At 75.0% G+C, this 25,548-nt stretch carries 27 protein-coding genes; 11 read left to right on the forward strand and 16 right to left on the reverse strand.

Going from position 1 to position 25,548, the window contains the following annotated elements; genetic code table 11:
- Positions 1–61: 61 nt before the first annotated feature.
- Both ND486_RS08270 and ND486_RS08275 read right to left on the reverse strand, forming a co-directional pair.
- Positions 62–2,158, reverse strand: a complete 2,097-nt coding sequence (locus ND486_RS08270; RefSeq protein ID WP_251783479.1) for a chorismate-binding protein — start codon at positions 2,156–2,158, stop codon at positions 62–64.
- Between the two features lie 58 nt (positions 2,159–2,216).
- Positions 2,217–2,870, reverse strand: a complete 654-nt coding sequence (locus tag ND486_RS08275) for a nuclease-related domain-containing protein (protein ID WP_251783480.1) — start codon at positions 2,868–2,870, stop codon at positions 2,217–2,219.
- A gap of 73 nt (positions 2,871–2,943) precedes the next feature.
- Here ND486_RS08275 and ND486_RS08280 point away from each other — a divergent pair, with 73 nt between their 5' ends.
- Positions 2,944–3,444: a DUF1992 domain-containing protein gene (locus ND486_RS08280; RefSeq protein ID WP_251783481.1), complete on the forward strand. Its 501-nt coding sequence runs from the start codon at positions 2,944–2,946 to the stop codon at positions 3,442–3,444.
- Between the two features lie 56 nt (positions 3,445–3,500).
- Here ND486_RS08280 and ND486_RS08285 read toward each other — a convergent pair whose 3' ends face one another.
- Genes ND486_RS08285 through ND486_RS08295 form a run of 4 tightly spaced genes read right to left on the reverse strand, consistent with a single transcriptional unit; the run spans position 3,501 to position 5,398 of the window.
- On the reverse strand, positions 3,501–3,989 hold the full coding sequence (locus tag ND486_RS08285; protein ID WP_308215823.1) for an SRPBCC family protein: 489 nt from the start codon (positions 3,987–3,989) through the stop codon (positions 3,501–3,503).
- Positions 3,979–4,305, reverse strand: a complete 327-nt coding sequence (locus ND486_RS29650; protein WP_062398577.1) for a helix-turn-helix transcriptional regulator — start codon at positions 4,303–4,305, stop codon at positions 3,979–3,981. The genes ND486_RS08285 and ND486_RS29650 overlap by 11 nt, the downstream gene beginning before the upstream one ends.
- Before the next feature lie 8 nt (positions 4,306–4,313).
- A complete protein-coding gene (locus ND486_RS08290; RefSeq protein WP_251783484.1) occupies positions 4,314–4,835 on the reverse strand; it encodes a hypothetical protein in 522 nt (173 codons plus the stop codon).
- Entirely contained in the window at positions 4,832–5,398 is a 567-nt protein-coding gene (locus ND486_RS08295) for a DUF1707 domain-containing protein (RefSeq protein WP_251783485.1), read from the reverse strand. The genes ND486_RS08290 and ND486_RS08295 overlap by 4 nt, the downstream gene beginning before the upstream one ends.
- Positions 5,399–5,566: 168 nt before the next feature.
- Between ND486_RS08295 and ND486_RS29655 the strand changes: the two genes are divergently transcribed.
- From ND486_RS29655 to aroQ, 3 genes are read left to right on the forward strand one after another with little or no spacing between them, the layout of a single operon-like run.
- A complete protein-coding gene (locus ND486_RS29655) occupies positions 5,567–7,000 on the forward strand; it encodes a sensor histidine kinase (protein WP_251783487.1) in 1,434 nt (477 codons plus the stop codon).
- Entirely contained in the window at positions 6,997–7,665 is a 669-nt protein-coding gene (locus ND486_RS08305; protein WP_251783488.1) for a response regulator transcription factor, read from the forward strand. Before ND486_RS29655 ends, ND486_RS08305 begins: the two co-directional genes overlap by 4 nt.
- 4 nt (positions 7,666–7,669) lie before the next feature.
- Positions 7,670–8,143, forward strand: coding sequence for a type II 3-dehydroquinate dehydratase (aroQ, locus tag ND486_RS08310; protein WP_202968295.1), 474 nt, complete (start codon positions 7,670–7,672; stop codon positions 8,141–8,143).
- Positions 8,144–8,276: 133 nt separating this feature from the next.
- Here the strand turns inward: aroQ and ND486_RS08315 are convergent, their stop codons facing one another.
- On the reverse strand, positions 8,277–8,687 hold the full coding sequence (locus ND486_RS08315) for a VOC family protein (protein ID WP_251783490.1): 411 nt from the start codon (positions 8,685–8,687) through the stop codon (positions 8,277–8,279).
- 125 nt (positions 8,688–8,812) lie between these two features.
- Between ND486_RS08315 and ND486_RS08320 the strand changes: the two genes are divergently transcribed.
- Together ND486_RS08320 and ND486_RS08325 are read left to right on the forward strand one after the other, a co-directional pair.
- On the forward strand, positions 8,813–9,802 hold the full coding sequence (locus ND486_RS08320; protein WP_251783491.1) for a Gfo/Idh/MocA family protein: 990 nt from the start codon (positions 8,813–8,815) through the stop codon (positions 9,800–9,802).
- A gap of 72 nt (positions 9,803–9,874) precedes the next feature.
- Positions 9,875–11,338 (forward strand): oligopeptide:H+ symporter, encoded by a 1,464-nt coding sequence (locus ND486_RS08325; RefSeq protein WP_251783493.1) that lies wholly within the window; start codon positions 9,875–9,877, stop codon positions 11,336–11,338.
- Positions 11,339–11,404: 66 nt separating this feature from the next.
- On the opposite strand, the gene ND486_RS08330 is transcribed toward ND486_RS08325, so the two are convergent.
- The 3 genes from ND486_RS08330 to ND486_RS08340 form a co-directional block, all read right to left on the reverse strand.
- Positions 11,405–11,683 carry a hypothetical protein gene (locus ND486_RS08330; RefSeq protein WP_062398562.1) on the reverse strand — a complete coding sequence of 93 codons (279 nt, stop codon included), beginning with the start codon at positions 11,681–11,683 and terminating at the stop codon, positions 11,405–11,407.
- Between the two features lie 138 nt (positions 11,684–11,821).
- Positions 11,822–12,241 (reverse strand): anthrone oxygenase family protein, encoded by a 420-nt coding sequence (locus ND486_RS08335; protein ID WP_251783495.1) that lies wholly within the window; start codon positions 12,239–12,241, stop codon positions 11,822–11,824.
- On the reverse strand, positions 12,238–13,101 hold the full coding sequence (locus ND486_RS08340; protein WP_251783496.1) for an NAD(P)H-binding protein: 864 nt from the start codon (positions 13,099–13,101) through the stop codon (positions 12,238–12,240). Before ND486_RS08340 ends, ND486_RS08335 begins: the two co-directional genes overlap by 4 nt.
- Before the next feature lie 134 nt (positions 13,102–13,235).
- Here ND486_RS08340 and ND486_RS08345 point away from each other — a divergent pair, with 134 nt between their 5' ends.
- A complete protein-coding gene (locus ND486_RS08345) occupies positions 13,236–14,231 on the forward strand; it encodes an AraC family transcriptional regulator (RefSeq protein ID WP_083474844.1) in 996 nt (331 codons plus the stop codon).
- A gap of 365 nt (positions 14,232–14,596) precedes the next feature.
- Here ND486_RS08345 and ND486_RS08350 read toward each other — a convergent pair whose 3' ends face one another.
- Positions 14,597–15,502: a LysR family transcriptional regulator gene (locus tag ND486_RS08350; protein WP_251783498.1), complete on the reverse strand. Its 906-nt coding sequence runs from the start codon at positions 15,500–15,502 to the stop codon at positions 14,597–14,599.
- 126 nt (positions 15,503–15,628) lie between these two features.
- Between ND486_RS08350 and ND486_RS08355 the strand changes: the two genes are divergently transcribed.
- Both ND486_RS08355 and ND486_RS08360 read left to right on the forward strand, forming a co-directional pair.
- Complete coding sequence (locus ND486_RS08355) at positions 15,629–16,036, forward strand: RidA family protein (RefSeq protein ID WP_208821528.1); 408 nt, start codon at positions 15,629–15,631, stop codon at positions 16,034–16,036.
- A 13-nt stretch (positions 16,037–16,049) separates the two neighbouring features.
- The gene (locus ND486_RS08360; protein ID WP_251783499.1) at positions 16,050–16,469 is read left to right on the forward strand and encodes a nuclear transport factor 2 family protein; all 420 of its coding nucleotides are present in this window, start codon (positions 16,050–16,052) and stop codon (positions 16,467–16,469) included.
- Between the two features lie 46 nt (positions 16,470–16,515).
- Here ND486_RS08360 and sigJ read toward each other — a convergent pair whose 3' ends face one another.
- Together sigJ and ND486_RS08370 are read right to left on the reverse strand one after the other, a co-directional pair.
- Positions 16,516–17,382 carry an RNA polymerase sigma factor SigJ gene (gene sigJ, locus ND486_RS08365; RefSeq protein WP_251783501.1) on the reverse strand — a complete coding sequence of 289 codons (867 nt, stop codon included), beginning with the start codon at positions 17,380–17,382 and terminating at the stop codon, positions 16,516–16,518.
- 1 nt (position 17,383) lies between these two features.
- Positions 17,384–18,430, reverse strand: coding sequence for an FAD-dependent oxidoreductase (locus tag ND486_RS08370; protein WP_251783508.1), 1,047 nt, complete (start codon positions 18,428–18,430; stop codon positions 17,384–17,386).
- 105 nt (positions 18,431–18,535) lie between these two features.
- Here ND486_RS08370 and ND486_RS08375 point away from each other — a divergent pair, with 105 nt between their 5' ends.
- Both ND486_RS08375 and ND486_RS08380 read left to right on the forward strand, forming a co-directional pair.
- On the forward strand, positions 18,536–19,273 hold the full coding sequence (locus ND486_RS08375) for an SDR family oxidoreductase (protein ID WP_062403896.1): 738 nt from the start codon (positions 18,536–18,538) through the stop codon (positions 19,271–19,273).
- Between the two features lie 67 nt (positions 19,274–19,340).
- Complete coding sequence (locus ND486_RS08380) at positions 19,341–19,868, forward strand: bifunctional nuclease family protein (protein WP_224401208.1); 528 nt, start codon at positions 19,341–19,343, stop codon at positions 19,866–19,868.
- On the opposite strand, the gene ND486_RS08385 is transcribed toward ND486_RS08380, so the two are convergent.
- The 3 genes from ND486_RS08385 to ND486_RS08395 form a co-directional block, all read right to left on the reverse strand.
- Entirely contained in the window at positions 19,865–21,721 is a 1,857-nt protein-coding gene (locus ND486_RS08385) for an ABC transporter ATP-binding protein (RefSeq protein WP_251783510.1), read from the reverse strand. The genes ND486_RS08380 and ND486_RS08385 overlap by 4 nt on opposite strands.
- A 49-nt stretch (positions 21,722–21,770) precedes the next feature.
- Positions 21,771–23,006, reverse strand: a complete 1,236-nt coding sequence (locus ND486_RS08390) for a multidrug effflux MFS transporter (protein ID WP_251783511.1) — start codon at positions 23,004–23,006, stop codon at positions 21,771–21,773.
- A 101-nt stretch (positions 23,007–23,107) separates the two neighbouring features.
- Entirely contained in the window at positions 23,108–25,429 is a 2,322-nt protein-coding gene (locus ND486_RS08395) for an FdhF/YdeP family oxidoreductase (protein WP_251783513.1), read from the reverse strand.
- Between the last annotated feature and the right edge of the window lie 119 nt (positions 25,430–25,548).

Consider the following 25,548-nt stretch of genomic DNA (forward strand, 5'->3'; position numbering starts at 1 on the left):
GGGTGGGGACCGCGGGGCGGCACCGGCGGTCGCCAGGGCGGTGTGGTGGCGCGACGCCCGGTCAGCGCGACAGCGCCGCGGCGAGGCGTCGGGTCAGCGGGTCCGGGGCGGCCCACGCGGCGACGGTCTGGCCGTCGTCCTCGACCCGGCGCACCCACTGCACCCCGCGCAGCGCGTTGACCAGCAGGAACCCGTCGGCCCCGGTGAGCGCGGCCAGGGGCAGCGGGGCGATCCGCACGGCGCCGGGTCCCAGCAGGTCGAGCAGCGCGCGGCGGCCGGTGCCGGGCAGGATGCGGCCGTCGAGCGGGGGGACCCACAGCCGCCCCCGGTGCACGGCGGCGACGGCGGAACGCGTCGTCTCCAGCACCAGGCCCGCCGGGTCGCACAGCAGCGGCGAACCGTCCCCGACCCCGGCCTCGTGGGCGTCGAGCCAGCGGCGGTCGACGAACTTGTGGGACTCGCCGTCGGTGCCGCGCCGGACGACGGCGACCACCCCGCCCTGTGCGTCGAGCGGGACCGGTCCGGGCCAGGGGACCGCGCCCACGGTGACCCGCGACGGGTCGTCCGGTGTCGCCTCGACCCGGACCCGGTGGTGCCCGGCCGCCCCCGCGACGGCCGTGGCGACCTCGGCCTCGACCCGCGCGTCGAGGGGGCGGCCGGTGACCGCGAGGTAGGAGCGGCGCAGCCGGGCGGCGTGCTCGCCGACCCGGCGGGCCCGGCCGTCGACGCAGGCGAGCGTCTCGAACAGGCCCGCGGCCCGGTCGGCGGGCCGGGCGACGGGCGGCCGGACCGGCCGGGGCGGGCCGTCCAGCGCGGCCAGGACCGGGGCGGCCTTGGTCAGGACCTCGCCGAACTCCTCCGCCGGGTCGGAGTCGACGGTGATGCCCCCGCCGACGCCGAGCCGGCCGCTGCGGCTGCCGTCGGGCCCGGCGGGGCCGAGGTCCAGGGTGCGGATCGCGACGTTCAGCTCCAGTCCGGCCAGCGGGCTCACCCCGCCGACGGCGCCGGTGAACAGCCCGCGGTCGCCGTCCTCGCAGTCGGCGATCACCTCGCAGGCCCGGATCTTCGGCGCGCCGGTGACCGAGCCCGGCGGGAACGTGGCGATGAGCAGGTCGGCGTCGGTGACGTCGTCGCGCAGCGTCGCGTGCACCCGCGACACCAGGTGCCACACCCCCGGATGCGGTTCGACGGCGAGCAGCCGCCCCGGCCGCACCCCGCCGGGCCGTGCGACCCGGGCCAGGTCGTTGCGCATCAGGTCGACGATCATCACGTTCTCGGCCGCGTCCTTCACCGAGGCGCCGAGCCGCGCGCGTTCGGCGTCGTCGGCGTCGCCACCGGTGCGCGGCCGGGTGCCCTTGATCGGCGCGGTGGTGACCCGGTCCCCGGCACGGTGCAGGAACAGCTCCGGGCTCGCGCCGACCGCGGCCCGCTCCGGCGTCACGACGAGTGCGGCGCGGGCCGGTGCGACCGGCTCGACCAGCCGGGCCCACGCCTCGTGCGGGTCGCCGTCGAGCCGCACCTCCAGCCGGGTCGCGATGTTGGCCTGGAAGATCTCGCCGCGGCGGATCTCGGTGACGCACCGCTCGACCGCGGCCAGGTGCGCGTCGCGGTCGGGCCACCGGGTGACCGCGATCCGGGCCGTCCGGTCCGGCGCCGGGCGGGCGAGGTCGGCGCACAGCTGCGTGTACCGGCGCTCGGCCGAGCCGGTGTCGGGGTGCACCGCACCGGGGTCGTCCGGCAGGCCCGGCAGTGGGGCTCCGCCGGCGACCAGCGCCTCGAACCACCAGCGCTCGCCGTCGTGCCGCAGCACGTCGCGGTACCAGGACAGCACCGCCGTCGGCCGCACACCGGGTGGGGCGTGGTCCAGGAGCCCGAACCAGCCGCCTCCGACGGCCCCGGCGGTCCCGGCGCCCGGGCTCGCCGCCGGGCCCGCGGACCGTGGCGGCGCGTCCAGCACGGTGAACGGGTCGGCCCCGTCCGGTGCGGTGAGCACCGGGTCGGTGGCGACCAGTGCCCCCCACGACCAGCTCCCGCCGAAGGCGACCAGCCGCGGCCGGTGGGCGAGCAGGCGCACCGCCGCCGCCACCCCGGACGGTGCGACACCGTCCGGGACCGGGACACGGTGCAGCCCGGTCCGGGCCGGGGCGGTCGAGGTCACCGGGAGAGCATGCTGATCCGGCCCCGCGCGGGGAAGGCGCCGTGACCCGGCGCACGCCTCACTCCCAGCTCTCCGGGCGCCGGGCGACGGCGTGGATCCGCTCCACCTCCCGCGGGCCGAGCACCGGGGTCAGCCCGCGCAGGGCGTACACCAGCGCGCCCTCGGTGGCGACCACGACGTCGTCGGGCCAGCGGCGCACCCGGAGCGGGGCTCCGACCAGCGCGATCACCGGGCGGACCGGCGTCGACGCGGCGGCGGCCCCGAGCCGGGGGAGCAGCAGCTCGCGGACCCGCTGCGCCTCGGCCCGGGCCCGCGGCACCGCGTCCGTGGCCGTCCCCGCGACGACCAGCCGATCGCCGTCGAGGAGCAGGGAGCGGCCGCGGTGGTGGCGGGTGTCGACGACGCAGATGCCGGGCGGCCCGATCAGGACGTGGTCGAGGTCGGCGGCGCCGCCGTCGAGCGGGACCGAGTGCAGGACCTGCCATGCCGGGGGCCTGCCGAGCAGCCGGTCCCGGCGGGTCCGTCCGGTGAGCGCGGTCAGCAGGTGCGCGGTGCGCTGCTCGCCGTCGGCGCCGAGGCGCCAGTTGCGGTCGGGGAACCCCGCCCTCCGCTGCTGCGCGGCGACGTGCCCCACCCGCCGGCCGGGGTAGTGGCGCGCCAGGTCCAGTGCGCGGGAACGGTCGGTGGCGGGGGTCGCGGGTGTCGTCGTCATGGCGCGGAGTGTGCACCCGACCACCGACAGGAAACGGCGCTCGCCGGTAACCTCGCGACGGGGTGGTGCAGCCATGAACGGTGTGGACCCGCGGTTCGAGTCACCGGTCGACCGGACGATCCGGGAGGCCGTCGAGCGGGGCGACTTCGACGACCTGCCCGGCAAGGGCAAGCCGTTGCCCGGGGCGGGACGGATCGGCCCGGTCGACGAGAACTGGTGGATCCGCGGCTACCTGGAGCGGGAGGGCGTCCCGGGCGACGCGATGCTGCCGCCGTCGATCCAGCTGCGCAAGGAGCTGGACCGGATCGACGAGACCGTCACCCGCTTCGTCGACGAGCGCCGCGTGCGTGAGCACGTCGAGGAGGTCAACTCCCGGGTCGTCGACCACATGCGCCACCCGATGGGCCCGCGGGTACCGATCCGCAGGCTCGACGCCGACGAGGTCGTCGCGCGCTGGCACGCGGCCCGGGAGCGGCGACGGGCCGCCGCCCGGCCCGCCGCGCCGCCGCCCGCCACCGCGGAGACCGCGCCGGGGTCCCGCCGTGGCTGGTGGGCACGCCTGTTCGGCCGCTGAGAGCCGTCGGGCCCCTCGCCCCGGAGACCACCGGGACGACAGGTCCGCGCGCGGAGTCACCGGGCGGGCGTCGCCGGTGTCCGTGGCGCGAAGTGACCGGGGGAGGCCAGCGGCCGGTCGGTCTCCAGCAGCGTCTTGAGCGCGGACAGGATCGCGGGCCAGCCCTCGCCCACGTCGCGGGCGTCCTGCGCGCCCTGCTCGTCGTCGGTGAAACCGGTGTGGACGACCTGCAGCTTCACCGCCTCCTCGCCGAACGGGGAGAGCGTGAACTCGACGACGGTCGGCGGCCGTCCCGCGGCCTGTTCCGCCTGCCCGGTGAAGGTGTAGGACAACCGGTGCGGCGGCTCGACGGCGAGGATCTCGCCGATGAAGTCGTCGCGGTCGGGGTGGACCGCCTCGAGCGGGCTGCCCACCCGCCAGTCCGAGGTCAGCTCCGCGCCGCCCCAGTACTGCATGGTGAACGCGGGCGTGGTCAGCGCCCGGAACACCTGCTCGGCGGTGCTGCGGATGTAGGTCGTGTAGACGAACCTGCGCTCACTGCTCATCGTGCTCCTCCAGTGCCGCGCGCAGGGCGGTGACCGCCTGCACCCGGCTGCGCTCGAACTTCCCGATCCACCGGTCGTGGATCTCCTGGATGGGGACCGGGTCGAGGTGGTGGAGCTTCTCCCGGCCGCGACGCAGCGTGGTCACCAGCCCGGCGGACTCCAGCTGCGCGAGGTGCTTGGAGACGGCCTGCCGGCTCATGTCCAGCCCCTCGCACAGTGCGCCGAGCGTCGACTCGCCCTGCTCGTGCAACCGGTCGAGGATGCGCCGCCGCGTCGGGTCCGCGAGTGCGCGGAAGACGGCGTCCACGTCGGTCACGCCGCCAATTATGCAACCATTCGGTTGCCTGTCAACCGCTGCCGGGACAGCCGTCCGCCGGGCTTCTCCACCGACAGCACCGTCGCGCCCAGCAGCATCACCTGGTGCAGCACCGACGCCGCGACCAGCAGCGGCAGGACCGACCGGTCCCCGGCCGCGGCGGCGTCGACCCACCCGGTGGTGAGCGCGACCGACGAGACGATCACCGCCAGCGCCAGCACGGTCTTCGCGACGACCCAGCGGTACCGGAACAGCCCCCACGCCGTTCCGAGGCCGAGGGCCGCCCCGCTGAGGACGGCGCCCACGGCGAGGAACGGGATCATCCCGTTCCCCACGGTGCCCATCACCGCGACGGCGAACCCGGCGTCGCCACCCCGCAGCAGCACCGCCACGGGCAGCACCAGCATCACCAGCGACGCGCCGGTCCAGGCCACCGCGAGCAGCACGTGCACCGTCCGCAGCGCGGCCCGCGGGCGCCGGGCGAGCCGCCGCGGTGCGGTCCGTCCGGCCCGCTCGGCGACGGCGGTCACCGCAGCTCCTCGGGCATCTCCTCGTCCGGCGACGCCTCGCGCTCGGCCCGCCGGGAGTGCACGAACAGGATCAGGCCCAGCCAGAACGCCGGCCCGATCGGGACGAACAGCGGCGCCGGGCCGAGCACGGCGCCCAGGACCAGCAGGAGCAGCACGGCGACGGTCACCCCGGCGTGGATCCGCAGGTTGCGCTGCGCGCGGGGGGTGAGCGGACCGCGCCGGGGGCGACGCGGCCGCGGCGGGCGGGGCAGCCCGGCGAGCAGCGGGACGAGCTCGTCGCGGGTGCGGGCGGCGTAGGCGGCGGCCTGCCGCTCGTCGGACTCGGCGAGGGTCAGGCGCCCCTCGGCGGCGGCCGTCCGCAGCCGGGCGGTGACGTGCTCGCGCTCGGCGTCCGAGGCGAGCACGGCGTCGGACCGGGGCGGGAGACCGCCCGCGGTCGTCGCCGTGGGCGCGGTCGCGGCCGGGACCGCGTCGGCCGGGGGCGGGGTGACGGGGGACGGTGCGGCCGGTGCCGGGGCGGTGGCCGGTCCGGGTGCGGGACGGGTGTCCGGAGTCGCTGTCATGACGGCCAGCGTCGCGGTGCCGGGGGGTCGCGCGCGTCCGTCCGCGGTCGCCGATCCCGCTGCCGCCCCCGGGGAAGGAGCGGCCGCCCGTGTACTCCCGCGGGTGTACGGCACCGGTCACCGTCCGGACGACGACCGCTGTCGGTGCCCCGGTCTACGGTGTCCCGCGTGCCCGCCGACCGACGTCCGAGGTGGGGCGGGATCGCGCGGATCCTCGTCCCTGCGCTGGTCGTCGGCCTGTTCACCGTGGGCGGGACGGCGTTCTACGCCGTCCGCAGCGCGCAGTACCCGGACCCGGACGCGACGGCACTCCCGCTCGACGGGCTCGCCGTCGCACTGCTCGCGGTGGGGCCGGTCGCGCTGCTGTTCCGGCACCTGAACCGGGTCGTGGCGCTCGCGGTGTGCGCAGTCGCGGTCGTCGTCTACCTGGGCCTGGGGTACCCGCCGATCGGGCCGCTCGGGTTCGCGTTCGCCGTGGCGCTGGTGTCGGCGGTCGCCGCGGGGCGCCACCACCGCGCGCTCGCCGTGGTGGCCGTCGCGCTGGCCGTGCTGACCGGGTGGCTGCTCGTGACCGGGCGGCCGATCCCGTGGCCGGCGACCGCGCCGGTCCTGGCCTGGCTGGCGGCGCTCGTCGCGGGCGGCGCCCTCTGGCGGGTCCGGCGCGAGCGCACGGCGCAGGCCCGGCGGGCCGCCGAGGCCGAGCGTCGGCGCAGCGCCGACGCCGAGCGGCTGCGCATCGCCCAGGAGCTGCACGACGTGCTCGGCCACCACGTCTCCCTGATCAACGTGCAGGCCGGGGTCGCGCTCTACCTGATGGACGACGACCCGGAGCAGGCCCGCACCGCGCTCACCGAGATCAAGCGGGCCAGCCGCGACCTGCTGCGCGAGATGCGCTCCACCCTCGGCGTGCTGCGTGGGGTCGACGAGCAGGCCCCGCGTGCGCCCACCCCCGGCCTGGACCGGCTCGACGCGCTGCTCGACGAGGTGCGCGCCGCGGGGCTGCCGGTGCGCCGCGGCACCGAGGGGACCCCGCGACCGCTGCCGACCGGGGTCGACCTGGCGGCGTACCGGATCGTGCAGGAGTCGCTGACCAACACGCGTCGGCACGCCGGGGCCGGTGGCGCGGTGGTCACCCTGCGGTTCGGCGACGACGCGCTGGACCTGACCGTCGACGACGACGGTGCCGGCGCGGCGCCCGGCGCGGTGGACGGCACGGGGCTGACCGGCATGCGCGAGCGTGCGCGCTCGGTCGGCGGGACCCTGGAGGCGGGGCCGGGCCCGGAGCGGGGCTTCCGGGTGCGCGCCCACCTGCCCGCGCCGCCGGCCGACCCCGCCGCCGCGGACCCCGCCGCCCCGGACCCCGCTGCCCCGGACCCCGCTGCCCCGGACCCCGCTGCCCCGGACCCCGCTGCCCCGGACCCCGCTGCCCCGGACCCCGCGGCCCAGGGCTCCGCCGCCCCGGACTCCGCCCCGGCCGGGCGTTCCCCCGCGGAACCCGCTCCGGCCGACCCGACCGGACGGGCCGGGGCCGCCGGGGCGACCGACCGTCCCGGGCGGGCCCACGTCCCCGACCGCCCCGCGACCCCGGGAGCCGACAGGTGATCCGCGTCCTGCTCGCCGACGACCAGGCGCTCGTCCGCTCCGGGTTCCGCGCCCTGCTCGGCTCCCAGCCCGACCTGGACGTGGTCGCCGAGGCCGCCGACGGCGCACAGGCCGTCACCGCGGCCCGCGAGCACCACCCGGACGTCGTCCTCATGGACATCCGCATGCCCGGCACCGACGGCATCACCGCGACCCGGGAGATCACCGACGACCCGGAGCTCGCCGGCACCCGGGTGGTCGTCCTGACCACCTTCACCGACGACTCCTACGTCTTCGACGCGATCCGTGGCGGCGCCAGCGGATTCCTGGTCAAGGACTCCGAACCGGCCGACCTCATCCACGCCATCCGGGTCGTCCACGGAGGGGAGGCCCTGCTCGCCCCGACGGTCACCCGCACCCTGATCGCCGAGTTCGCGGCGCGCTCCCGGGGCGGCCCCGACGGCGCGGTCCGGCTCGGCGAGCTCACCGACCGCGAGCGGGAGGTCCTCGCGGAGGTCGCGGCCGGGCTGTCCAACGACGAGATCGCCGCCCGCCTGCACATGAGCCCGACGACGGCGAAGACCCACGTCAGCCGCACGATGACCAAGCTCGGCGCCCGGGACCGCGCGCAGCTGGTCGTGCTGGCCTACGAGTCGGGCCTGGTCCGCCCCGGCTGGAGCGGCTGAGAGGATCGCGGGCGTGACCACCGTCTTCGTGTTCAACGGCCCGAACCTCAACCTGCTCGGGACCCGCAAGCCGGAGGTGTACGGGACCACCGTGCTCACCGACGTCGAGGCGCTGTGCCGGGAGTCGGCCGCCGCGCACCACCTCGAGCTGGACTTCCGCCAGACCAACCACGAGGGCGTCCTCGTCGACTGGATCCACGAGGCCGGTGCCGCGGTGAAGCGTGGCGACGCGGTCGGCCTGGTCCTCAACGCCGCCGCCTACACCCACACCTCGGTCGCGCTGCACGACGCGATCGAGGGCGCCGAGCTCCCCACGGTCGAGGTGCACATCTCCAACGTGCACGGCCGCGAGACCTTCCGGCACCACTCGTTCGTCTCGCCGGTGGCGGCCGGGATCGTCGTCGGGTTCGGCGTCGACGGCTACGCGCTCGCCATCGACGGGCTGGTCCGCAAGGTGCGCCCGCTGCGCGCCGTCTGAACCCGCGCCGCCCGTCGCCGCTGCGCTGCCCGGCCGGTGCGCCGCCGGATCATGCGCCGTCCGACCGGGCCGGCGCCGATCGGCCCGGTCCGTCGCCGCACCCCTCGGACGGCGGCGACCGACCGGGCGGGGATCACTCCCCGGCGACGGCCGACGGGTCCATCCACACGAACTCGAGGTGGTGGCCGTCCGGGTCGTCGATGCCGCGGCCGTACATGAAGCCGTGGTCCTCGGTCTTGCCGGACAGCGTCCCGCCCGCGGCCAGACCGGCGTCGATCAGCCGGTCGACGTCGTCGCGGCTCTCGACGCCGAAGGCGTTGATGACCTCGCGGGCGGTCCGCGGGTCGGCGACACCGGGCTGCTCGGTGAACTCCCGGAACCGGTCCTGCGCCATCACCATGACCACGATGGCGTCGCTGACGACGAACGAGGCGGTGCGCTCGTCGGAGAACTGCTCGTTCAGGGTGAAGCCGAGCGCGGAGTAGAACGCCTTCGCGGCGTCCAGGTCGCTGACCGGCAGGTTCACGAAGATCATGTTCGGCATCGGGGGCTCCTGTGGACGGTGGCGCCGGGGTCCCGGTGCCGTTCGAAGGGGTGGACCGTGGGCGGTGACCGGACTCATCGGTCGTGCGCCGGGAACTTCGGCCGGGCTCCGGGCAGGATCGGGGCATGACCGTGAAGTGGGGAATCATCGGGCCCGGCCGCATCGCCGACGCCGTCGCACCGGACTTCGCGCACGTGCCCGGCGCCGAGCTCGTCGCCGTCGCGTCGCGTTCCGCGGAACGCGGTGCCGACTTCGCCCGCCGGCACGGCGTCGACCGGGTGCACACCGGCTACCGCGCGATCCTCGACGACCCGGACGTCGACGTCCTCTACGTCGCCACCCCGCACCCGCAGCACCGCGCGATCGCGCTGGCCGCGATCGAGGCGGGCAAGGCCCTGATGATCGAGAAGGCGTTCACCGTCAGCTCCGTCGCGACCCGCGAGATCGCCGCCGCCGCCCGCAACCGCGGCGTGTTCGTGATGGAGGCGATGTGGACGCGGTTCTTCCCGGCCGTCGTCCGGCTGCGCGAGCTCGTCGCCGAGGGCGCCATCGGGGAGGTCCGCTCCGTGCAGGCCGATCTCGGCGTGCGCAACCGCTCCGGGGCCGACGACCGGTTCTTCTCCCCGGAGCTCGGCGGCGGCGCCCTGTTCGACCTCGGCGTCTACGTGGTCTCCTTCGCCCAGATGCTGCTCGGCAGCCCGGCCACGGTCGCCGCGAGCGGTGCGCTGACGCCGTCCGGTGTGGACCTGGAGGAGTCCATCCTGCTCGGTTGGCCCGACGGCCGCAGCGCCGCACTGCAGGTCAGCCTGCAGTGCGCGATGCCCGGCTCGGCCCGGGTGATCGGCACCGAGGGCTGGATCGAGGTGCCGCCGCGCTTCCACCACCCGGACCGGATCGTGGTGCACCGGCACGGCGCCGACCCCGAGGAGATCGTGCTGCCGGCCACCGGGCGCGGCTACGCGCACGAGATCGAGGAGGTGACCCGCCGGGTCGCGGCCGGGGAGACCGAGAGCCCGGTCATGCCGCTCGCGGACACCGTCGCCGTCCAGGACGTGATGGCCGCCGTCGCCGACCGGGTCGGGATGGTCCCGGAAGAGGGACCGGCGTCCCTCTGACGGGTCGCGATGCGGTGACGGTCACTCGTCAAGCGCTTTACGACCGTTGCGTCGCGGAGTAGACCGAACGGCGTGTCCGACACCACGACCACATCCCAGCGCCGGGAGAGGACCTTTCTCGGCCACCCCGTCCAGCTCTCGACCCTGTTCGGCGTCGAGATGTTCGAGCGGTTCTCCTTCTACGGCATGCAGGGGATCCTGCTCATCTACATGTACTACTCGGCCACCCAGGGAGGCCTGGGCCTGGACGAGGGGGTGGCGGCGGGCATCGTCGGCGCCTACGGCGGCACCGTCTACCTCTCGACGATCCTCGCGGCCTGGTCCGCCGACCGGCTCTTCGGTCCCGAGCGGGTGCTGTTCGGCAGCGCCGTCTCGGTGATGGCGGGCCACATCGCGCTCGCCCTGGTCCCCGGTGCGCCCGGGCTCGCGATCGGCCTGGTGCTGGTCGCGTTCGGCAGCGGCGGGATCAAGGCGAACGCCTCGACGATCCTGGCCTCGCTCTACGGCCCGGGCGACGACCGTCGCGACGCCGGGTTCTCGATCTTCTACCTGGGCGTGAACATCGGCGCCTTCAGCGGGCCGTTGCTCACCGGGCTGCTGCAGTCGACCTGGGGCTTCCACATCGGCTTCGGCGCCGCCGCGGTCGGCATGGCGATCGGCCTGGTCCAGTACTGGTTCAACCGGCGCGCGCTCCCGGAGTCGGGCTGGGTCGTCCCGAACCCGCTCCCGGCCGCCACCCGGACCCGGGCCGGGATCGGAGCGGTCGCGCTGCTGGTCGTCGTCGGCGTCCTGATCGCCACCGACGTGATCACCGCCGACCGGCTGAAGTGGATCGTGTTCGGGATCGTCCTGGTCGCGACCGTCTCCTACTTCACGCTCATGCTGACCAGTCCGAAGGTGGACCGCGTCGAGCGTCGCCGGGTGCTGGCGTTCCTGCCGATGTGGCTCGCCTCGGTGATGTTCTGGGCGATCTTCCAGCAGATCTTCACCGTGCTCACCATCTACGCCGACCAGCGCCTGGACCGGACGATCCTCGGCTGGGAGATGCCGGTGACCTGGACCCAGTCGATCGAGCCGGTCTTCGTCATCCTGCTCGCGGGCGTCTACGCCACGGTGTGGACCAAGCTCGGTCCGCGCCAGCCGTCGTCGCCGCTGAAGATGGCGATCGGCACCGTGGTCGTCGGCTGCGCGTTCCTGCTGTTCGTGCCGTTCGCCGGCACCGGCGCCAACGGCACGCCGCTGCTCGCGGTCGTCGGGATCCTGCTGGTGTTCTGCCTGGCCGAGCTGTTCACCTCGCCGGTCGGGCAGTCGCTGTCGACCAAGCTGGCGCCGCAGGCGTTCCAGACCCAGATGGTGGCGCTGTTCTTCCTGTCGGTCTCGATGGGCACCGTGCTCTCCGGGCTGCTCGCGGAGCTCTACAGCGAGGGCGCCGAGGTGGCCTACTTCGGTATCACCGGGGTGACCGCGATCGTGGTCGGCCTGGTCGTCGTCGCGCTGGTGCCGAAGCTGAAGGTCCTGATGGAGGGCGTCCGCTAGGCTCTGGTCGAACACCGGTTCGATCCGTCCCCAGCTGTGCACACACCTGTGGACAACTCCGGTGGATCACCGACGACGGGTACGCCGGATCGTCGGTGAGTCCATCGTGTCGCCGGCCATCTCCCGGGCGATCCGCACCACGTGCGCGCGGACGTCCGGGGGCTGGTCGGCGATCCGCATCGCCAGCATCTCCAGCACCGAGGCCAGCCCGAACGCGATCTCGGGGCGGCTGAGCCCGGCGTAGCGCGCCTGCACGGCCTCGTGCCGCAGCGCGGCCGCGGCGGCGAGCACCGTCTCGCGGTCGGTGCGCAGGGCGGCCAGCCGCCGTCGTTCGTGGGTGTTCATGCTCCCCCGGTCGTCGCTGCGGAGCCGTCGCGGGCGACGGCCGGTCCGCACCCGGGGGAGCGGGCGCGGCGACCAGCGTGCCCCGCCCGCCCCGGCAGGCGCCAGGCGGGTCCCCGAGATGTCGCACACACGTTCGACTCAGAGCAGCAGCAGGACCACGCCGAGTGCCGAGAACGCCCCCCGGAGGTGGTTCGCGACGTTCCACCGCGGAGCGAACGCGGCCCAGTCGCCGTCGCGCTCCAGGGCGTTGTTGAGCGGGATGTTCACCGCGGCGGTCACGGCGAAGCCGGCCAGCACCGCGACCCCGCCCGCGATCCGCAGCGGCTGCCCGCCGAGCGCCCCGGCCACCGTCACCGCGCCGGCGAGCAGTGCGGTGCCGGCGAACAGTGTCCCGAACACCGGGTTCACGATCACCCGGTTCACCCCGCGCATCACCGCGACCGCCTCCGCGGCGGGGCGACGACGCAGGGCGGGGAGCGCCGCGACCGAGAACGCCAGGTAGACCCCGCCGAGCAGGCCCGCCCCGGTGAGAGTGGCTCCGTCGAGGAGGCCGGTCATCCCGCCACCCCCGCCGCCCACTCCTCGACGGTCAGCACGCCGTCGGCGGCGCCCCGCGGGCCGTGCGCCCGGACCCGGCCCTCGTTGAACGCCCGGTTCATCGCGACGTGCAGCCGCGCCCCGTCGGCGGACAGTCCGGCCCCGCGCAGCAGCCCCTCCATCTCCCCGTCCGGGACGCGTACGTAGGCCAGGTCCGGCAGGCCCAGCGCGGGCCCGAGCGCGGCGACGACGTCGGGCACCGTCCGGTCCGCCGCGCCCTGCACCTCCACGACGTCCGGTGCGTCCGGGTCGAGCAGGGCCGCGGCGGCGGCGCGGCCGACGTCGCGGGTGGCGACCATCGGCAGCGCGACGTCCGGGTCGACCGAGTCGGCGTGCACCCCGTGTGCCCGCATGGCGTCGGCCGACCACAGGAACGACTCCAGGAACAGGCCCGGCCGGACCCGGGTGACGTGCGCGTCGAGCGTCGCCAGCCGGGCCTCCTGGTCGTGCAGGCTGCCCAGGTACCCGGTCGCGGCGAGACCGGGGCCGCCCGGGACCTCCGCCCCGAGCGAGCTCAGCGCGACGACCCGGGGCACGGCCGCGTCCCGCAGCGCGGCGACGACCGACTCCCCGAGCCGGGCCTGGTGGGCGGCGTGGTCGGGCCCGGTGACGTCGAACGGCAGCAGGACGAACGCGGCGGCCGCGCCGTCGAACGCCCGGCGCAGGAACGCCCGGTCGCCCAGGTCGCCGGGCCACGGCCGCACCCCCGGCGCGGCGACGGCCGGGCGGCGCGCGACGGCGCGGACGTCCACCCCGGCCGCGGTCAGCTCCCGGACGACCTGCGATCCCACGTTCCCGGTCGCACCCAGCACGGTGATCATGTCGAACCCTTCTCGTCGGTGTCCGTCCACGATCACCGCCACCGAGTGGACGCAGAAGGGCCGTGAATCCACAACTGATGCTCATCCGTCCACAGATGGGGATGAGCTGTGGACGGACTGTCATGCTGTGCACCGTGTCCACCGCGCCGCCGTTCCCGGCCGCCGACCCGCTCGGGGAGGCGCTGCACGTGCTGCGGATGGACGGCCTCTTCTACTGCCGCTCCGAGCTCGGTGAGCCGTGGGGGATGACGCTGCCGCCGACGCCGGGCTGCCTCTGGTTCCACGTCGTCACCTCCGGCGGGTGCCGGCTCACCGTCGACGGCGCCGGCGGCCGGGACGGGGCCGACCGCGAGCTGCGCCCCGGCGAGCTCGTCGTCGTGCCGCGGGGGACCGGGCACGTGCTGCGCAGTGCGCCCGGTGTGTCCGCCCCGGACATCCGGTCGATCCCGCACCCGATGCTCGACGGGCGCTACGCCCTGCTCCGGCACGGCGGCGACGGTCCGGTGACCCGGATGGTGTGCGGCGCGGTCCGGTTCTCCCACCCCGCCGCGGGCGACCTCGTCGCGAGCCTGCCCGACCTCGTCCGGGTCGAGCCGTCACCGATCGGGGACCGGGTGCAGGACACGCTGCGGCTGCTGGCCGCGGAGGTCGAGCACGGCGGCCCCGGCAGCGACGCGGTGATCACCCGGCTGGCCGACGTGCTGGTCCTCCAGGCGGTGCGCGGCCGGCTGCAGGCCGACGCGGCCACCCGTACCGGCTGGCTCGGCGCGCTCGCCGACGACCGGATCGGCCGCGCGCTCGCCGCGGTGCACCGCGAGCCGGAGCGGGACTGGACCGTCGCCGCGCTCGCCGCGACGGCGGCCATGTCGCGGTCGGCGTTCTCCGCCCGGTTCACCGAGCTCGTCGGCGAGTCCGCGATGGGCTACGTGACCCGGTGGCGGATGCACGCCGCCGCCGAGTTCCTGTCAGGGGGGAGTGGGACGGTGGCGCAGGCGGCCCACCGGTTCGGTTACCGGTCCGAGGCGGCGTTCGCACGGGCCTTCTCGCGGGTCGTCGGGGAGCCCGCCGGACGGGTGCGCCGGCACGGGCTCGCGGGCACGGCCGACGCCCTCGCGGCCTTCCGGAGCTGACTCCGGGCCCTCGCACACACGTTCGACACAGGGCTGCTACGCTGCGACGACGCCACCGGGAGAGGAGCAGCGCATCAGGTCGATCGTCCCGTATCCAGATCTCTCGCGACCGTTCTAGACGGCGGTATGCGACGGCATGCCCGTGTGTCGATGCCGTCGTCTTACGCTGTCTAGCGCTCGTGCGAGAAAGCGGTACAGAACCGGATCGACGATCGATGTACTCGTCTGCGCTTCTCTCGGTGGAGTTCGAGACAGGGCTAGAGATCGCTACGTCCGGCCCAGTGCTCGGGTCTTCTGCTGCTTTCTAGCGTGTCCGCGAGACGGTCGGAGAAAGCCCGAGGTGCAGAGGCCCGTCCGGGCGGGGGCTACCGGTCCGAGGCCGTGCGGTCGGCGTCCACGGCCTGCCGGAGCGCCTCGACCGCCGGTGAGGTGTCGTCGACGCGGCTGCACAGGGAGATGGGGCACGGATGTGCGTCCACGACCGGCAGGAACACGATCCCCGGATGGCGGTGGCTGCCGCCCACGTAGCCGCCGGTGATGGCGATCGCCACGCCCGAGGCCACGACCTCCAGCATCTCGTCGACCGTGTGCGCGGACGCGCCGTAGCGGACGGGACGACCGCTGGGCCGTGGGTCGTGCGCCCACCAGCGGACCCACCGCGGGTCGGCCCGGTCGTCGGTGATGTGGACCTCGTCGTCCAGATCGGCGAGTCCGACCGAGGAACGGTGGGCGAGGCGGTGGCCGGCCGACAGCGCCACCACCAGCGTCTCGTGTCGCACGAGATCGAGCCGCACACCGGCGGCGTCCAGGATCGGGGGACCGACGAGACAGGCATCGACCGTCCGGTCGCGGACCGCGTCGGCCTGGGCCGACCAGGGCAGATGGACGAGCTGGACCGAGACGTCGGGGACCTCCTGCCGCATCCGCTCCAGGATCCTGCGGGTGTGCGCGCCGGTCGTCGCGGTCATGAACCCCAGGCGCAGCACCCCGGCGCCGGCGCGGCGGTGGGCCGCGACCGCGGCGAGGGCGCGGTCGGCCGCCGCCAGTGCCTCGCGGGCCTCGGCCAGGAAGAGCCGGCCCGCCTCGGTGGGGACCACGGGATGCGCGCTGCGGTCGACGAGCTCGACCCCCAGCTTGTCCTCGAGCGTGCGGACCTGCTTGCTCAGCGCCGACCCGGACACGTGCAGCCTCCGCGCCGCCCGACCGAAGTGACCCTCGTCGACGACGGTGGCCAGGTAGCGCGCGAGGTGCAGGTTCAACGTCGCGACCACCGGTTCCTCCTGCCTCTGAACTGCGATGACAACCATACGGTTCACGGAGCGGGGAAAGATGCCCTGGACGGTGGGTGCTCCGTCGTCGGAGGGTCGGCGCAGAGCACGACCGACGGAGGAGGCGCGATGAGCGTGGAACTGGTGCATCCCGAGGGGGTCCACCGGGTCGACGTCCACCACCAGGTGGCCGACACCCGGGGGACACGCACGGTGTACCTGGCGGGACAGGTGTCCTGGGATCTCGAGGGGAACCTGGTCGGCCGCGGCGACGTCGCCGCGCAGGCCGAGCGGTGCTACCTCAACGTCGTCGCCGCGCTCGACGCCGTCGGGGCGACGGCGGCCGACCTGGCCAAGGTGGTCGTGTACATCGTCGACCTCGACGAGACCCGGGCCGAGCAGTTCGTCGCCGGGCGCACCCGCGCGGCGGCGGCGCTCGGCGTGGAGTTCCGGCAGCCCAGCACCTGGATCGGGGTCACCGCGCTGGCCGCGCCCGGCTACCTCGTCGAGGTCGACGCGGTGGCGGTGCTGTCCTGATGCGGGTCGCGTCGTGACCCCGCGAACCGGGTCCGGATCGCAGACGTCCGCAGCCGACCTGCGACGCAACACGGACACCGTCCGGGCGTTCTACGACCTGATGTTCAACGGATGCCGCCCGGCCGAGGCCCTCGAGCGCTACGCCGGGGACACCTACACCCAGCACAACGTGCACGTCGCCGACGGCAAGGAGGCCTTCGTCGCGTACTTCGAGCGGATGGCCGCCGAGTACCCGGGCAAGCACGTGCGGTTCGTCCGGACGATCGCCGAGGGCGACCTGGTCGTCCTGCACTGCCACCAGACCTGGCCGGGCGGCGACGACTACGCCGGCATCGACATCTTCCGGGTCGACGACCACGGCCGGGTCGTCGAGCACTGGGACGTCCTGCAGGTCGTGCCTGCGACCTCGGCCAACGACAACGGCATGTTCTGACCGCACGGTCGTGTCGTCCCGCCCGTCGCCCGCGCCGGTCGGACGCTCACAGGTGGGCGAGCTTCTCCGGGTTGCGCACCGCGTAGACCGCGGTGACCAGGTCGGCCCCGTCGACCTCGGACACCTCGATGAGCACGACGCTGTCGACGCCGTCCGGCCCGCGCACCACCACCGCGGGGAGCCCGTTGAACTCCGCGGCGCCGGTCAGCGCGCCCGGCAGCGGCCGAGCCGCCAGCCCGACGAGGAACCGGGCGACCTTCTCCGCCCCGCGGATCGGGCGCCGGGCCGCCGACACCGCGCCGCCGCCGTCGGCGAGCGAGACGACCTCGGGGGCCAGCAGCGCGGTCAGCGCCGCGACGTCGCCGCCCAGCGCCGCCCCGACGAACGCCTCCGCCACCCGCCGGGCCCGGTCCGGGGGCACGGTGAAGCGCGGCCGGCGGGCCCGCACGTGCTCGCGCGCCCGGTGCGCGATCTGCCGGACCGTGGCGACCGGGCGCCCGGTCGCGGCGGCGATCTCGTCGTAGCCGGTGCCGAAGGCCTCCCGCAGCACGAACACCGCACGCTCCTCCGGGGCGAGAATCTCCAGTACGAGCAGCATCGCGACGGTGACGTCGTCGGTGCGTAGGGCGCGGTCGGCGGCGCCGTCGTCGCCGGTCGGCAGCGGGTCGGGCAGCCACGGTCCGGGGTAGGTCTCCCGGGCCCGGGCGACGGTGCGCAGCCGGTTCAGCGCCTGCCGCGACACCACCCGCGCCAGGTACGCCCGCGGGTTCCCCACCTCGTCGTGCGCGGTGGCCGACCAGCGCAGCCAGCTGTCCTGCAGCACGTCCTCGGCATCGGCGACGCTGCCGAGGATCTCGTAGGCGACGGCGAACAGCAGGCCGCGATGGCGGTCGAACTCGGCGAGCGGGTCCACCTCAGGCCACCCGCCCCCGGGCCCGGCGCAGCGCGTAGCGGCACACCTGCTCCTTCACCACGGCCGCCGCGCCGCCGCCGAGCGCGACCGGCCGGGGCACGTCGTGGCGGTCCACGAGCTGGATCAGCGCGGCGTCCGGCCCGAGCGCCAGGCACTGCGCGGCGTAGGACACCGAGGCCGCCGGTGCGGGGCGTCCGCGCAGGCCCGCGAGCACGGTGCGCGCCGCGGCGACCCCGAGCGGGAGGGCGGCCTGGCAGCTCGCGCGGACCAGCCCGACCTCCGGCGGGGCGGCGACGGCGTCGCCCGCGCCGACGATCCTGGCGTCGCCGGTGCAGGTGAGCGTGGCGTCGGTGCGCAGGCGGCCGTCGTCGTCGACGGGCAGGCCGGAGTCCCGGGCCAGCCCCGGGATCGCGGGCGTCGTGGTCCACAGGACCAGGCCGGCGCCGAGCGCGGCCGGGTCGGTCACCGTGACGCCCTCGCCGACCTCCACCCCCAGCGACGCCAGCCGGGCACGGACCCGGTCCCGGCTGCGGGCGGGCAGCTCCGCGGCGACCGGGCCCGCCGACAGCAGCCGCACGTGCAGGCCGGGCCGGGCGGCGGCGAGCTCGGTGGCCGTCTCCAGCCCGGTCAGCCCCGCCCCGACGACGGCGACGACCGCCCCGTCGGGCAGGGCCGCGGTGGCGTCGTGCACCCGGCGGGCGTTCTCCAGGGTGTCCACCCGCAGCGCGCCGTCCGGGGCCGTCCCCGCCCCGCTGCCGACCGCGTACACGAGCCGATCGAACCGCAGCACGTCGCCGTCGTCGAGGGTCGCCGTGCCGTCCCCGATCCGGGTGACCCGCGCCGCGCGGGTGCGGACCCGCCGGTGCAGGACCTCGCGCAGCGGCACCGTCGCCGCCCCGGTGCCCGCGGCGAGCCGGTGCAGCCGCACCCGCTCGACGAACTCCTCCCGCGGGTCGACGACCGTGACCGCCGCCCCGCCCGCCGCGATCCGGTTCGCTGCCGCGACCCCCGCGTATCCCGCTCCGACCACCAGCACTGTCGCGTCCATGTCGCGTCCTCCCGTGTGTGCGCTGTCGGGATACCGACACCGCACGGGGCCACCGCGTGACGATCTGTGTCCGGGGTCACGGATGGCGCGTGGCAGGGTGGACCCATGAGCGGTGTGGCGGTGGTGACCGGGGCGGGGTCGGGCATCGGCGAGGCGGTGACCCGCGGCCTGCTCGACGCCGGCTGGCGGGTCGCACTGGCCGGGCGCCGGCGCGAGCCCCTGACCGGGGCCGCGGCGGGCCGCGACGGGACGCTCACCGTCCCCACCGACGTCACCGACCCCGGGTCGGTCGACGCCCTGTTCGCCGCGGTGCACGAGCGCTGGGGCCGGGTCGACCTGCTGGTCAACAACGCCGGCACGTTCGGCGCGGGCGGCACCGTCGACGAGATCTCCGTCGAGGACTGGAACGCGGCCGTCGCGGTCAACCTCACCGGCTCGTTCCTCTGCGCCCGCGCCGCGTTCGCGGCGATGCGCCACCAGGACCCGCAGGGCGGGCGGATCATCAACAACGGCTCGATCTCCGCGCACGTCCCCCGGCCGGGCAGCGCGCCCTACACCGCCACCAAGCACGCGATCACCGGGCTGACCAAGTCGCTCTCGCTCGACGGCCGCGGGTTCGGCATCGCCTGCGGCCAGATCGACATCGGCAACGCCGCCACCGAGATGACCGCGGGCATCGCGACCGGTGCGAGGCAGGCCGACGGGTCGGTGCGCCCGGAGGCCACCTTCGACGTCCGGCACGTCGCCGACGCCGTCGTCTACATGGCCGGGCTGCCGCCGGAGGCGAACGTGCAGTTCCTGACCGTCGCGGCGACGACGATGCCCTGGCTCGCCCGGGGCTGAGGGCCGTCTCTTTCTGAGACTTCCGTCACCTGCCGTCGCGGGGGACACTGTGCGAATGACTCGGAGGATGCACGTCCTTCGCCTGATCGTGCATGCCCGGTCACGCCAGCCGGTGCTGCTGCTCGGCGAGGCCGACGGCGACCGCTGCGTGCCGGTGTTCCTGCGGCCGCCGCAGGCCGAGGTCATCGCCGTGGGCCCGCGCGACGACGAGGGCACCCCGCTCACCCAGGACGTGCTGCTCCCGGTGGTGGAGGCGCTGGGCCGGACCCTGGAGCAGGTCGAGATCTCCGACCTCGTCGACGGTGTCTACACCGCCGAGCTGGTCTTCGACGGCGGCACCCGGCTGGCCGTGCGCCCGTCGGACGCGTTGTCGCTGGCCGTCCGGGAGGGGCTGCCGATCGGGATGGCCGAGCACGTGCTCGACGAGGTCGGCCAGGCCGTCGACGACGTCCTGCCCCCCGACGGCGACGACACCACCGGGGCCGCCGCGCAGGCCCGCGCGGCCACCGCCGGCCCGGCGGACGTCCCGCCGGAGCAGCAGATGCAGGAGTTCCGCGAGTTCATCGACGAGGTGTCGCCGGAGGACTTCCGCTAGGCCGCGGCCGGGGCCCCGGCCCACAGCTCGGCGTAGCGCCCGCCCCGGGCCAGCAGCCCGGCGTGGTCCCCGCGCTCGACGATCCGGCCCTGTTCGAGCACGAGGATCTCGTCGGCGTGGCGGACGGTGGACAGCCGGTGTGCGATGACGAGTGCGGTCCGCCCGTCCAGCGCCTCGGCCAGCGCCGCCTGCACCGCGGCCTCCGAGGTGGTGTCCAGGCTGGCCGTGGCCTCGTCCAGCACCACGATCCGCGGCCGGGCCAGCAGCACCCGCGCGATCGTCATCCGCTGGCGCTCCCCGCCGGACAGCCGGTACCCCCGCTCCCCGACGACGGTCGCGAGCCCGTCCGGCAGGGCCGCCACCAGGCCGTCGAGCCGGGCCCGGCGCAACGCCGCCCACAGCTCGGCGTCCGTGGCATCCGGTGCCCCGATCCGCAGGTTCGCCGCGACCGTGTCGTGCAGCAGGTGCCCGTCCTGGGTCACGAACCCGACCGCGCGGTGCACCGAGGCGGTCGTCAGCTCGCGCACGTCCACCCCGCCGATCCGGACCGCGCCGTCGCCGACGTCGTAGAGCCGGGCGAGCAGCTGCGCGACCGTGGACTTCCCGGCCCCCGACGACCCGACGACCGCCACCACGGCGCCGGGCGGGGCGCTGAACGACACCTCGTGCAGCACCTGCTCCCCGCCGCGGGTGTCGAGCGTCGCCACCTCCTCCAGCGACGCCAGCGACACCTGCTCGGCGGTGGGGTAGGCGAACGAGACCCGGTCGAACTCGACGCCGACCGGCCCGTCGGGCACCGGGCGCGCCCCCGGGGCGTCGGTGATCATCGGCTCCAGGTCGAGGACCTCGAGCACCCGCTCGAAGCTGACCAGCACGGTCATGATCTCCATCCGGGCGCCGGCCAGCGCGGTCAGCGGCTGGTAGAGCCGGGTGAGCAGCAGCGCGAGCGCCACGACGTTCCCCGCCGACAGCGCCCCGGCCAGCGCGAAGCCGCCCCCGACCCCGTAGACGACGGCGACGGCCAGCGACGACGCGAGCGTCAGCGCCGTCACGAACGTCCACTGCAGCATCGCCGATCGCACCCCGATCGCGCGGACCCGGTCGGCCCGCTCGGCGAACTCCGCGGACTCGCGCTCCGGGCGGCCGAACAGCGTGATCAGGGTGGCGCCGGGCGCGGAGAACCGTTCGGTCATCCGGGTGCTCATCGCCGCGTTGTGGTCCGCGGCCGCCCGCTCCAGCGCGGCCAGCCGCCGCCCCATCAGCCGGGCCGGGACCAGGAACGCCGGCAGCAGCAGCGTCACCAGCAGGGTCACCGGCCAGGAGATCACCAGCATCGCGGCGAGGGTCAGCACCAGTACGACGACGTTGGACACCACTCCGGCGAGGGTGTCGGAGAACGCCCGCTGCGCCCCGAGCACGTCGGAGTTCAGCCGCGACACCAGGGCGCCGGTGCGGGTGCGGGTGAAGAACGCGACCGGCATCCGCTGCACGTGGTCGAACACGGTGGTCCGGAGCTGGTGGATCAGGCTCTCGCCGAGGTTCGCCGAGTACCAGCGGGTCAGCATCGACAGCGCCGCCTCGACCAGCGCGACGGCGGCCATCAGCCCGGCCAGCACCGCGAGCACCGACAGCCGCTCGCCGCGGGTCACCGCGTCGGTGGCCCGCCCGGCCAGCAGCGGCACCGCCACCGTCAGCACCGCGGCGACGGTGCTCACGGCGAGGAACGCCGCGATCCGCCGCCGGTGCGGCCGGGCGAAGGCCAGAATCCGGTGGGCCGTCTCCCCGGCCGGGCGGGTGCGCCTGCCGGGCTCGGTGCTCGCGTTGCGCAGTGCCGTCCAGGTGCTCGCGTCCATGGTGGGCGACGCTAGGACGTGAAGCTGACTTCAGGTCAAACGTGCGTCCTCATGCGGCCGCGAGCTCGGGCTCGTCGTTCAGGTCCGGCAGCGTCCACGGCCGTGCGACGGCGACCAGCGCGATCCCGGCGAGCGCGATCGCGCCGAACATGGCGGTGCCCATCGCGGCCGCGTCGTTGCCGAGCAGCCCGACCACGGGCGAGGTCGCGGCGCCGATCCCGAACTGCAGCGACCCCAGCAGCGCCGACGCCGTCCCGGCGGACTCGCCGTGCCGGGCCAGGGCCAGCGCGGGCGCGTTCGGCAGGACGAAGCCACAGGCCAGCAGCAGTGCCCACACCCCGGCGAGCACGGCGGGCAGGCCGCCGGTGCCGGTCGCGGTGAGCACGGCCAGCACGAGCCCGACGAGCACCCCGGCGGCGACGGCGGTCGACATCACCTGGCGGGGCTCGAAGCGGCGCAGCACCACCGGGTTGAGCTGGGTGCCGACGACCAGCCAGATCGCGCCGGCGCCGAAGGCGATGCCGAACGTCTGCTGGTCCATCCCGAACTGCTGCTGGTAGACGTACGCGGCGCCGGAGACGTAGCTGAACAGCGCGCCCATCGCGAGCCCGGCGACGAGCACCAGGCCGACGAAGGTCCGGTCGCGCAGCAGCCCGCCGTAGGTCCGCAGGGTGGGGCCGAACCGGGCCGACCGGCGTCGGGAGACGGGGAGGGTCTCGGGCAGCCCCGAGGTGACCACGGCCAGCATGACCAGGCCGTAGCCGGCCAGGAACAGGAAGACCCCGCGCCAGGAGACCCAGTTGAGCAGGGCGGCGCCGAGGGTCGGGGCGAGCACCGGGAAGGCGCCCATCACCAGGATCAGCCGCGAGAGCATGGTCGCCGCGGCCCGGCCGGTGAACAGGTCGCGGACCACGGCGAGGCCGATCACCGCGCCCGCCGCGGCGCCGACGCCCTGCAGCACCCGCAGCACCGCCAGCACCTCGATGCTCGGGGCGACCGCGACCAGCGCGGAGGCCAGCACGTGCACGGCGGTCCCGGCGAGCAGGAGCCTGCGACGGCCGTAGGCGTCGGACAGCGGGCCGATCACCAGCTGGCCGAGCGCGAGACCGGCGAGTGTGCCGGTCAGCGTCAGCTGCACGACCGGCTCGGACGCGACGAGGTCGCGCCCGACGTCCGGCAGCGCGGGCAGGTAGGTGTCGATCGTCAGTGGACCGAGCGCGATCAGCGCGCCCAGGATCAGCGCGATCCGTAGCCGGCTCGGCGCGGTGACTGCAGTGGTGGTCACTCGGACGTCCCCCCTCGTGTGGCCGAACGGTGCAACCTCACGAGGGGTGACGCCGATTCCGCCCGGACATCACCGGACGGGTGAGCACGCTCACACGTCGATCACCGGGTGGCGGGCTCCAGCCGGACCTGCACCCACTTCGAGGTCGGGCAGCGCGAGGACTCCGCGTACGACTCGAGCGGGATCAGCGGGTTCGTCTCCGGGTAGTACGCGGCGATGCAGCCCTTCGGCGTCGAGTACGACACCAGCCGGAAGTCGTCCGCGCGCCGCTCGCTGCCGTCGGTCCACTCGCTGACCAGGTTCACCCGGTCGCCGTCGGCGAAGCCCAGTTCGCGCAGGTCGGCGTCGGAGATGAACACGACCCGGCGGCCGGAGTGGATGCCGCGGTAGCGGTCGTCCAGGCCGTAGATCGTGGTGTTGAACTGGTCGTGGCTGCGCAGGCTCTGCAGGACCAGCCGGCCCTCGGGGAGCGTCAGCACCTCCAGCGGGCTGACGGTGAACTCCGCCTTGCCCGACGCCGTCGGGAAGGTGCGGCTGTCCCGCGGCGGGTGGGCGAGGGTGAAGCCGCCGGAGCGGGCGACCTTCTCGGTGTAGGCCTCGCAGCCCGGGACGACCCGGCCGATCCGGTCGCGGATGCGGTCGTAGTCGGCCGCGAACTCGGCCCACGGGACGAGGTGGTCCGCGCCGAGGGTGGCCCGCGCGATCCCGCACAGGATGTCGACCTCGGAACGCAGCAGCTCACCGGCCGGCTCGGAGCGGCCGTGCGAGGCGTGCACCGCCGACATCGAGTCCTCGACGGTGACCCGCTGCGCCCGGCCGCCGGTCAGGTCCTTCTCGGTGCGGCCCAGCGCGGGCAGGATCAGCGCGTCGGTCCCGGCGACGACGTGCGACCGGTTCAGCTTGGTCGAGATCTGCACGGTCAGCGCGCAGCGCTCCAGCGCCGGCTCGGTGACGCCGGTGTCCGACATCGCCTGGGAGAAGTTGCCGCCCAGGCCGACGAACACGCTCGCCCGCCCGTCGGCCATCGCCTGCACGGCCGCGACCGAGTCGTGGCCGTGCTCGCGGGGCGGCTCGAAGCCGAACTCGTCGCGGATCGCGTCGAGGAAGCTGTCCGCGACCCGCTCCCAGATGCCCATCGTGCGGTCGCCCTGCACGTTCGAGTGGCCCCGGACCGGGCACAGGCCCGCGCCCGGCTTGCCGATCATGCCCTGGAGCAGGGCGACGTTCACCATCTCCTTGATGGTGGCGACGGCGTTGCGGTGCTGGGTGATGCCCATCGCCCAGCAGTTCACGATCCGCTTCGAGGTCGCGAGCATCTCCGCGGCCTTCTCGATCTCGCCCCAGGTGAGCCCGGTCGCGGCGACGACGGCGTCGCGGTCCAGGTCCTTCACGTGCGCGGCGTAGGCCTCGAAGCCGTTCGTGTGCCGCTCGATGAAGTCGCGGTCCAGCACGCTGCCCGGGTTGCGGTCCTCGGCGGCGAGCAGCAGGTGCCCGAACGCCTGCCACAGCGCGAGGTCGCCGTTGCTGCGGATCTGCAGGAACTCGTCGGCCAGGTGGGTGCCGATGCCGGACATGCCGCGCGGGGTCTGCGGGTTGTCGAACTTGAACAGCCCGGCCTCGGGCAGCGGGTTGACCGCGAGGATCCGCGCGCCGTTCTTCTTGGCCGTCTCCAGCGCCGACAGCATGCGCGGGTGGTTGGTGCCCGGGTTCTGTCCGGAGATGACGATCAGGTCGGCGTCGTGCAGGTCCTGCAGCGAGACCGAGCCCTTGCCGACGCCGATCGCCTCGGCCAGGCCGACCGAGGTCGACTCGTGGCACATGTTGGAGCAGTCGGGCAGGTTGTTCGTGCCGTAGGCGCGGGCGAACAGCTGGTAGACGAACGCGGCCTCGTTCGACGCCCGGCCGGAGGTGTAGAACAGCGCCTCGTCCGGGCTCGACAGGGCGCGCAGGTGGGTCCCGACCAGGTCGAACGCGTCGTCCCACGAGATGGGCTCGTAGTGCGTGCCGCCGGCCCGGCGGACCATCGGGTGGGTGAGCCTGCCCTGGCTCTCCAGCCAGTGCGCGCTGCGGTCCCGCAGGTCGGCGATGGAGTGCTCGGCGAAGAACTCCGGGGTGACCCGGCGGCGGTCGCCCTCCCAGGACACGGCCTTCGCGCCGTTCTCGCAGAACTCGGCGGTGTGCCGCTCGCCCGGGGCCGGGTCCGGCCAGGCACAGCTCATGCAGTCGAAGCCGTCGACCTGGTTCATCGTGAGCAGGTTCTTGGCGGTCTTCACCACGCCCTGTTCGGCGAGGGAGCGCTTCATGGAGATCGCAACGGCCTTCGCCCCGGCGGCGGAGGTCTTCCGCTCCGAGACGCGCAGATCGGACTCCTCGGTGTCGACCGGGGGGTGGATCGGGGCGCTGTTGACCGGGGTGGGAGACACGGGCACCTCATCTGGAACACGACGACGGCGGAACGGGGCGGATTACCCACGCGGGCGGGGCACGGAAACGATGTTGCCCCAGCGTGGGACGCCGTGCCCAGCCGGTCCGCGGATGCGCG

The organism is Pseudonocardia sp. DR1-2 (genome assembly GCF_023717215.1).
GTDB classification, from domain to species: Bacteria; Actinomycetota; Actinomycetes; order Mycobacteriales; family Pseudonocardiaceae; genus Pseudonocardia; species Pseudonocardia alni.

Bases quoted from the DNA above. Each gene is read 5' to 3' on its own strand.
- ND486_RS08275 (WP_251783480.1), bottom strand. From the start codon at position 2,870: ATGACGACGACACCCGCGACCCCCGCCACCGACCGTTCCCGCGCACTG.
- ND486_RS08280 (WP_251783481.1), top strand. From the start codon at position 2,944: ATGAACGGTGTGGACCCGCGGTTCGAGTCACCGGTCGACCGGACGATC.
- ND486_RS08285 (WP_308215823.1), bottom strand. From the start codon at position 3,989: ATGAGCAGTGAGCGCAGGTTCGTCTACACGACCTACATCCGCAGCACC.
- ND486_RS08295 (WP_251783485.1), bottom strand. From the start codon at position 5,398: ATGACAGCGACTCCGGACACCCGTCCCGCACCCGGACCGGCCACCGCC.
- ND486_RS08315 (WP_251783490.1), bottom strand. From the start codon at position 8,687: ATGCCGAACATGATCTTCGTGAACCTGCCGGTCAGCGACCTGGACGCC.
- ND486_RS08320 (WP_251783491.1), top strand. From the start codon at position 8,813: ATGACCGTGAAGTGGGGAATCATCGGGCCCGGCCGCATCGCCGACGCC.
- ND486_RS08330 (WP_062398562.1), bottom strand. From the start codon at position 11,683: ATGAACACCCACGAACGACGGCGGCTGGCCGCCCTGCGCACCGACCGC.
- ND486_RS08335 (WP_251783495.1), bottom strand. From the start codon at position 12,241: ATGACCGGCCTCCTCGACGGAGCCACTCTCACCGGGGCGGGCCTGCTC.
- ND486_RS08340 (WP_251783496.1), bottom strand. From the start codon at position 13,101: ATGATCACCGTGCTGGGTGCGACCGGGAACGTGGGATCGCAGGTCGTC.
- ND486_RS08355 (WP_208821528.1), top strand. From the start codon at position 15,629: ATGAGCGTGGAACTGGTGCATCCCGAGGGGGTCCACCGGGTCGACGTC.
- ND486_RS08370 (WP_251783508.1), bottom strand. From the start codon at position 18,430: ATGGACGCGACAGTGCTGGTGGTCGGAGCGGGATACGCGGGGGTCGCG.
- ND486_RS08375 (WP_062403896.1), top strand. From the start codon at position 18,536: ATGAGCGGTGTGGCGGTGGTGACCGGGGCGGGGTCGGGCATCGGCGAG.
- ND486_RS08380 (WP_224401208.1), top strand. From the start codon at position 19,341: ATGCACGTCCTTCGCCTGATCGTGCATGCCCGGTCACGCCAGCCGGTG.
- ND486_RS08385 (WP_251783510.1), bottom strand. From the start codon at position 21,721: ATGGACGCGAGCACCTGGACGGCACTGCGCAACGCGAGCACCGAGCCC.